This window comes from Methanoregula sp., from assembly GCF_049686655.1.
Taxonomy (GTDB): Archaea; Halobacteriota; Methanomicrobia; order Methanomicrobiales; family Methanospirillaceae; genus Methanoregula.
Window position 1 is genome coordinate 36,929 of sequence record NZ_JBAVIG010000056.1, and the last position, 6,015, is coordinate 42,943.

Sequence of the window (6,015 nt, forward strand, 5' to 3'; positions counted from 1 at the left end):
GTGTGATGTGCATGGCGTTTGCAGTACATGTAAACATGGAGCGCTGTACCGGGTGCAACAATTGTGTGGTTGCCTGCCCGGTCAATGCTCTCGAGCTCTTTACGCTCGACCCTGTCACCAAGGAGAAGATCTACCAGGTGCAGGACGGTGTCGCAGTCAGCCTTGATTTCAAGGCTGAACTCTGTGCAGGATGCGGCGTGTGTGTCGAAGCATGCCCGTATGATGTGATCAGCCTCTCCGGGAAAGGCTCAACCGAACTCCCGGCCAAGGCCTGACCTGAATACAAACGAGGAGATGCAATGGCAGAGAAGAAAATTACCCTCAACATGATCACGTGCCGGACGATCCAGCAGGGCGTTGGCATGGAAGCAGGAAAGACATCCCAGAAATATTTCGATGCCTGCACGATTATGCACATGCACCCTGAGGACATGAAGAAACTCGGTGTATGGAAGAACACGAACGTGAAGGTCACGAGCTCGGTCGGCAGCGTTATTGTAAAAGCAGTCGAGACCCGCGAAGACCTTGTCCCGGGCCTTGCCCACATCCCGATGGGCCCCTGGGCAAACCGGATTGTGCCGGCCTATACCTATTCCACGGGCGAGCCCTGCTTCAAGGGATTCCCGGTCGATGTGGAGATTGCCGCAAACGAACGCATTATGGGCGCAGTCGAGGTATTGCAGGACGCCTGCGGCCTCATAAGGAAGTGAGGAGCTATGCCAAAAGAAGTAACTGATGTAATCTGCCCGTTCTGCGGAACCCTGTGCGATGACCTCGTAGTCTCGGTATCCGACGACAACAAGACGATCCTCGGAGTCAAGAACGCCTGTGCGATTGGCGCCGAGAAGTTCAACCACCAGCGCATGCCCGGCCGGGTCAAACGCCCCCGGATGAGACAGGCCGACGGCACCTACAAGGAGATCACCTACGACGAGGCGATCGACTGGACCGCAAAGATGCTCGTCAAGTCGAGAAAGACCCTGATGTACGGCTGGGCATCCACGAGCTGCCAGGCCATGAGCATCGGCCACGAGATCGCAGAGAAGGTCGGCGGTATTGTCGACAACTGTGCAACGGTCTGCCACGGCTCCTCGCTCATCGCCATCGAAGATGTCGGTGTCCCGAGCTGTACGCTCGGTGAAGTCAAGAACCGTGCCGACCGCGTCATCTTCTGGGGCTGCAACCCGGCTCACGCCCACCCCCGGCACATGTCCCGGTACTCGATCTTCCCCCGCGGTTTCTTCACCGTCAAGGGTCACAAAGGCCGGAAGATCTACGCCATTGACTGCCGGTACACGGACACCGCCAAGTGCGCCGATGAATTCATTCAGGTCCAGCAGGGTTATGACTACGAACTCTTAAACGCCTTCAGGACCGCAGCCCGCGGCGAATGGCTCCCCGACACCGTCGGCGGCGTCCCGAAAGAGAAGATCATCGAGATCGTCGAGGACTTAAAGACCGCCCGGTTCGGTATCATTTTCTTCGGCATGGGACTGACCCACTCGATGGGCAGGAACCACAACATCGATATCGCCATCAACCTGACTCGCGACATGAACGACTTCACGAAGTTCGCGATCATGGCAATGCGGGGCCACTGGAACGTCACCGGCTCCGGCCAGGTGCTCGGCTGGCAGTACGGGTTCCCGTACGCGGTCGACCTCTCCCGCAGGGATCAGGCACGCCACCAGACCGGCGAGACGACCTCCGTCGACCTCCTCAACCGCAACGAAGTCGAGGCCTGCTTCTATATCGCAACCGACCCCGGCGCACACTTCCCGGTAGATGCGATGATCAGCAGTTCCCGGAAACCAACTGTCTGCATTGACCCGCACATCAACTGCACCACCGAGATCTCGGATATCCACATCCCGGTCGCCCTGGTAGGTGTCGAAGTAGGAGGCTGTGCCTATCGTATGGACAACGTCCCGATCGAGACCCGCAAGGTGGTAGACCCGCCGGAAGGCGTGCTCACGGACGAGGAACTCTTAACCAAGATCAACCACCGTGTTGACGAACTCCTGGCAAAGGGAGGCGCGTAAATGTCTGAATTTATCATCAAGAACGGTCGCGTCTTTGACCCGGTCCAGGGTATCAAGGGCGACAAGAAGGACATTGCCGTCAAAGACGGCAAGATTGTCGACAAGGTCGGGTCCGGCGCAAAAGTCATCGATGCGAAGGACAAGACCGTCATGGCAGGCGCCCTTGAGATCCACGCCCACGTGGCTGGCCCCAAGGTCAACGCAGGCCGCTGGTACAGGCCTGAAGACAAACATTTCGACTCCCACAAGACCGTCGGCATCACCAGGATCGAGGGTGGCAAGTCGATCCCGACCGTCTTCAAGACCGGCTACGAGTACGCCCGCATGGGGTTCACGTTCGCCATGGAAGCCGCGATGCCCCCGCTCTATGCCCGGCACGTCCACGAAGAGATCCACGACACCCCGATCATCGATGAGGCTGCACTCCCGGTCTTCGGCAACAACTGGTTCATCCTCGAGTACCTCAAGAACCAGGAGATCGAGAACACCGCTGCCTACATTGCATGGATTCTCCGCCAGACCAAGGGATATGGCGTCAAGTGCGTCAACCCCGGCGGCACGGAAGCCTGGGCATGGGGACTGAACTGTCTTACCATCCACGACCCGGTCCCGTACTTCGACATCACGCCCGGAGAGATTATCAAGGGCCTGATCGATGCAAACGAGTACCTCGGTCTCCCGCACTCGATGCACCTCCACCAGAACGACCTCGGCAACCCCGGGAACTACAAGACGACCCTCGACTCCCTCAAGCTCGCAGAAGGCATCAAGCCCAAGAACAACTTCGGCCGCGAGCAGGTCCTGCACTCCACGCACCTCCAGTTCCACTCCTACAAGGGAACCAACTGGGGTGACTTCGAGTCCGGTGCAAAGGAAGTCATGGACTACGTCAACAGGCAGAAGAACCTCACCATCGATACCGGTAACGTCACCCTCGACGAGACCACCACGATGACTGCCGACGGTCCCTTCGAGCACCACCTCCACGGCCTCAACCACCTGAAGTGGTTCAACGTGGACGTGGAACTCGAGACCGCAGCAGGTATCGTACCGTTCATCTACGATCCGAGCAATGCCGTCTTCTGCTGCCAGTGGGCAGTAGGTCTTGAAATTCCGCTCTATGCAAAGGACCCGATGCGTTGTTTCATCACCACCGACCACCCGAACGCAGGACCGTTCACCCGCTACCCGCGTGTCTACTCATGGCTCATGAGCAAGAAGGTACGTGACGAACTCCTCAACGGCTTCAAGAAAGCCGACAAGGTCATCGGCGCAACCAACCTCGCGAACATGGACCGTGAGATCACGCTCTACGAGCTCGCTGCCATGACCCGTGCAGGTCCCGCAAAGGCACTCGGCCTGATGAAGGACTATGGCGGCCTCGCTCCCGGTATGAACGCCGACATCGCCATCTACAACATCAACCCGGACAAGTTCCCGTTAAGCGGGCCGGAGATCGAGAAGGCATTTGCGCAGGTCGCATGGCTCTTCAAGGACGGCAAGATCTGTGTCGAGGACGGCAAAGTTGTTGACATGGGTCACAAGAAGACCTTCTGGGTGGATGCAAAGGTCAATGAGAACAAGCAGGTCCTGCATGACATCAAGGAGAAGTTCCTCCGCTACTACAGCGTGAACGAGAACAACTACCCGGTCCCCGAGAGCTATGCACCGCACCAGCACATCATCGCCGTGGATGCGACCCAGTGAGGTGAAAAAGATGAACACCATTACACTCACCGTAAAAAAGACACCGGAACTCTTCCTGGAGTGCGAGCACGTCAACCCGGATGCATTTGCCGGTAAGACTCCCGACCAGATTGCAAAACTGGGCGCGTACCAGGGCAAGGAGATCTCAACGCTGGGCGAATACTTCACCGTTGCCGGTGAAGCAGGCGCTACCGCAGCGGATACAAAGATCGTCATCAACGGCGACTGCACGAAGATGAAGTACATCGGCGCCAAGATGACCGCTGGCGAAGTGGTTGTCAACTCCACCTGCGATATGTACACCGGCAGCTGGATGTCCGGCGGGAAACTCCTCGTCAAGGGCAATGTCCACTCCTTCTGCGGTCTCGCCATGAAAGGTGGGGAATTCACTGTTGAAGGCAATGCCGGCAACTACCTCGGCGCTGCCTACCGTGGCGACTGGAGAGGCATGAGCGGCGGGGTCCTTCGCGTGAAGGGCAACGCAGGTTCCGATGTTGCCACGTTCATGACCGGCGGCGAACTGATCGTCGAAGGCAATGTCGATATCCACATCGGCACCCATATGGAAGGCGGCAGGATCGTTGTCAAGGGTAACGCAAACCGCCGTGTCGCCGGCCAGATGGTCAAGGGCGAGGTCTATGTCTTTGGCGCCATCAACGTGATGATGCCCGGCTTCAAGAAGATCGGGGAGACCGAGCTAGAAGTCGACGGCACCAAGGCCCGGTTCACCGAGTACACCGGTGACATGGGCGAGCGCCATCCCACCCGCAAGGGCGTGCCGGTCTACGGCAGGCTCTACATGAAAAATTAATTTTTGAGGAGATCACAAGGAGGTTACCACGATGGACAAATACACGTGCACGATGTGCGGACATATCTATGACCCCGCAGTCGGAGAGACCAAGACGTTCACCACGATCCTGTGCAACTCGTCCGAGATGGACAAGTACGCATGCAAGATCATGTCGGCTGAACCGATCAAGGCCGGGACTGATTTCTCCGCCATCCCCGCTACCTGGGTATGCCCGACCTGCGGTGCAGCCAAGTCCTATTACCGCAAGCAGGTGCCCGACACTCTTACGGCAATGCGGACGATCAGCTACTGAAGAGCCGGCAGGTTCACACACATTTTTTTTAAACGCTAAAAAGGGTCACTCGACCTGATGCGAAAAAATAATTCAGGAAGATTCTTCGGCTTTGCGATGATCACTCCCGAAAAGAGACCATTCCCCCGCCGGATCACAAGAGAACCGTTCCGCTAAAAACGGCATATCACCTACGCGGGATCCGCATCGTCCGGCAGATCGTTGTCGGTACTTATGCTCAACTGACCTGAGGAATCTGCCCTTCGATGACCTGTTTATAGAGACGCTCGGGAAACCGGGCATGGAAGATCGATGCATACAGCGGATACGGCACCGGCGCATAGTACTTTGTTGTCTTGTCCGAGAATACCACTGCCATTGTCCGTGTTCCGATATCGTATCCCAGTTCACGGATCCCGTTCGATACGAACCTGTCCCAAACCATGTTCATGGATGTCCCTCCTGAGACACCATTCCTGGTTGCCTCACGCGGCAATCTGGCGGGGAAGGGGATAAGGTTTGGCTCGTATTCCAGATCCTGTAAATGAAAATCCGGTCGGTAAGGAAGGATCGGAATGAGGGCTCCCCGCCTCAGGGCCTCTTCGAGGCACGGCGGGGCAGGGAGGTTTTTCCAAAATTTCAGAGAAAGAACTTTTTGGGATATTTTGGAGGTTTATAGACACTATAATCCGCGACGTAAATATCAATAGTTTTACGTATATCTTCAAAAATAATCCGTTTCGTCTTATTGTAATGTTGTATACTGTTTCCAGGAGTCTTGCCAATTAGAGATGAAAGCATCCAATGTTGAGTGTAACTATTCTGAAAATCTTTCAAATTAAGGATATCTTCTTTTATTTTTATTATATTCAAAAAGCATTCTCTTTCTAACGATTCTTTCTCTAATAGTTCAATATAACCTTTCGATGCAATGTAATCATATGAATTCAATGAGAAATCGGGAAAACGGAGAGAATCAATAACTACGTTATTAGGGTCCAGTACTTCTCTAAATTATCCCATCCTTTATGAGACAAAACCGCCCTGCCCTCAGACATACGGTCTCGCCCCTCAATCCGGGGCCGAAACGGGCGTATTTTCCCATCAGGGTCCGGTGGTGAACACAAAAATGGAACCATGTTGTCCACCACGGAAATTATCCCCGCGATTTGTGGCAAAAA

Annotated in this window: 7 protein-coding genes; 6 read left to right on the forward strand and 1 reads right to left on the reverse strand. The window is 55.5% G+C overall.

Going from position 1 to position 6,015, the window contains the following annotated elements; all coding sequences use genetic code 11:
- Positions 1-11: 11 nt before the first annotated feature.
- The 6 genes from WBL42_RS07765 to WBL42_RS07790 are packed head-to-tail and all read left to right on the forward strand — an operon-like array spanning position 12 to position 4,855.
- On the forward strand, positions 12-275 hold the full coding sequence (locus WBL42_RS07765; RefSeq protein ID WP_424720708.1) for a 4Fe-4S binding protein: 264 nt from the start codon (positions 12-14) through the stop codon (positions 273-275).
- A gap of 24 nt (positions 276-299) precedes the next feature.
- Positions 300-710: a molybdopterin dinucleotide binding domain-containing protein gene (locus WBL42_RS07770; RefSeq protein ID WP_424720709.1), complete on the forward strand. Its 411-nt coding sequence runs from the start codon at positions 300-302 to the stop codon at positions 708-710.
- 6 nt (positions 711-716) lie between these two features.
- Positions 717-2,042 carry a formylmethanofuran dehydrogenase subunit B gene (locus WBL42_RS07775; RefSeq protein ID WP_424720710.1) on the forward strand — a complete coding sequence of 442 codons (1,326 nt, stop codon included), beginning with the start codon at positions 717-719 and terminating at the stop codon, positions 2,040-2,042.
- A complete protein-coding gene (locus WBL42_RS07780) occupies positions 2,043-3,749 on the forward strand; it encodes a formylmethanofuran dehydrogenase subunit A (protein WP_424720711.1) in 1,707 nt (568 codons plus the stop codon).
- Between the two features lie 10 nt (positions 3,750-3,759).
- A complete protein-coding gene (locus tag WBL42_RS07785; RefSeq protein ID WP_424720712.1) occupies positions 3,760-4,560 on the forward strand; it encodes a formylmethanofuran dehydrogenase subunit C in 801 nt (266 codons plus the stop codon).
- 31 nt (positions 4,561-4,591) lie between these two features.
- Complete coding sequence (locus WBL42_RS07790; RefSeq protein ID WP_424720713.1) at positions 4,592-4,855, forward strand: rubredoxin; 264 nt, start codon at positions 4,592-4,594, stop codon at positions 4,853-4,855.
- A 217-nt stretch (positions 4,856-5,072) separates the two neighbouring features.
- Here the strand turns inward: WBL42_RS07790 and WBL42_RS07795 are convergent, their stop codons facing one another.
- Positions 5,073-5,285: a KTSC domain-containing protein gene (locus tag WBL42_RS07795; RefSeq protein WP_424720714.1), complete on the reverse strand. Its 213-nt coding sequence runs from the start codon at positions 5,283-5,285 to the stop codon at positions 5,073-5,075.
- Positions 5,286-6,015 lie beyond the last annotated feature (730 nt).